At 49.1% G+C, this 1,948-nt stretch carries 1 pseudogene; it reads right to left on the minus strand.

The features are described from left to right. Positions 1 to 1,948: pseudogene (locus tag IQR33_RS34920) on the minus strand (hypothetical protein); the annotation flags it as partial.

The raw sequence follows: 1,948 nt of genomic DNA on the forward strand, positions 1-1,948 counted from the left end.
ACCATCAACTGGCGTTGCAGCAGCATCCAATTGGTAGCTTACTACCCCATCAGAGCCTTGCGTTGTAGTGAAGTTGCCATCGATCGAAATTGGATCTGAGCCGTCGGAGCCAATCGTCGCTAAGTCATCTTCATCCACGCGGATTGCGTCTACGTCAGTGATGGTTGGTTTATCATCAACGATGGTGACAGGTAACGTCTTCGATGAGGTGTCGCCATCAAAGTCTGTTGCGATAATCGGGAAGTCGATTTGCAGACTGTCGCTATTCACCGCATGGTCTAGTGGGCCCTGCAGAGTAAAGGTGTAGCTGCCATCTGGCTTCACCACCAATTCAAATACGGCATTGCCATCTGCTGTGGCAGTGTAAGTAAAGCTGCCATCACCATTTGTTGTCTCAGCAAGTACGACAGGCTCACCATGAGAGGTTAACCCTGCTACTGGATCTGCTGTTGCATCAAGCTGGTATTTAACAACGCTGTCCGAGCCTTCAGTTGTGCTGAAAGAACCCGACATGAACGCATTATCGTTTTGGTCTGAGCCAATTGAAGCGAGATCATCTTCATCCACTGTCAGTGGAACAACGTTATCGATGGTTGGAACGTCATCAGTAATCGTGACTGGAATGGTCGCGGTCGTCGTATCGCCATCAAAGTCTGTTGCAATGATTGGGAAGTTCAGAACTAATTCATCGCTGTTTAACGCATGATCAACCGGACCTTCTAGACGGAAGTTATATGTGCCGTCTGCATTCACCTTCATGGTGAAGACCGGATTGCCATCCGCGGTAGCTACGTAAGTAAAGCTGCCATCAGCATTCGCAGTCTCTACCAAAGTAACAGGCTCGCCTTGGGAGGTTAGCCCCGAAACAGAATCAGCCGTTGAATCAAGTTGGTAGCTCACCACACGGTCTGAACCTTGAGTAGTCGTAAACGCGCCTTCAACAAACACAGCGTCAGTTTGGTCTGAGCCAATGCCTGATAAATCATCTTCGTCTACAGCCAGAGGCACGACATTATCAATGATTGGTGCATCATCCGTAATCGTGACTGGAATGGTTGCCGAAGTCGTATCACCATCAAAATCGGTGGCAATAATTGGGAAATCAATCGTCAGGCTGTCACTGTTAGCTGCATGATCAATCGGGCCTTGCAGCGTAAAATCGTAAGTGCCATCTGTTGCTACGTTTAACGTGAATACCGGATTGCCGTCTGCGGTCGCCACATAAGTAAAGCTGCCATCACCGTTGGCGGTTTCCACCAAGATAATCGCCTCACCTTGAGAGGTCAGCCCCGCAACAGGATCAGCAGTTGAATCCAGTTGATAGCTCACCACTCGGTCAGAGCCTTGAGTGGTGGTAAACGCACCTTCAACGAACAGATCGCCGCCAGGGTCGGAACCCACACCGCTAAGGTCATCTTCATCGACACTTAACGCATCCACCGCTGTGATGGTCGGTACATCATCAACAATTGTGACTGGAATGGTTTCAGTAACGGTGTCGCCATCGAAGTCGGTTGCGATAATTGGGAAGTTAAGCGTCAACTCATCACTATCAATCGCGTGATCAATTGGTCCTTCAAGTGTGAAGTTATAAGAGCCATCAGTATTCACTGTCAGCGTAAAGACCGCTTCAGAGCCCGCTGTTGCTTCGTAGGTAAAACTGCCATCCCCATTTGCAGTTTCTGTTAGCGTGACCGCCACACCTTGCGAGGTTAAACCGTCAACTGGTGCTGATGTGCCATCGAGTTGGTAGCTCACCACTCGGTCTGAACCTTGCGTGGTGGTGAAGTTACCATCAATAGAAATTGGATCACTTTGGTCTGAACCGATTGACGCTAGATCATCTTCATCAACCGTGATGGCATCCACGTCCGTAATAACTGGCTTATCGTCCACAATTGTCACTGGGATAGTGGCATTTGTGGTATCGCCATCAAAGTCTGTTGCG

It is taken from the genome of Vibrio sp. OPT46 (assembly GCF_015163535.1).
Taxonomy (GTDB): domain Bacteria; phylum Pseudomonadota; class Gammaproteobacteria; order Enterobacterales; family Vibrionaceae; genus Vibrio; species Vibrio alginolyticus.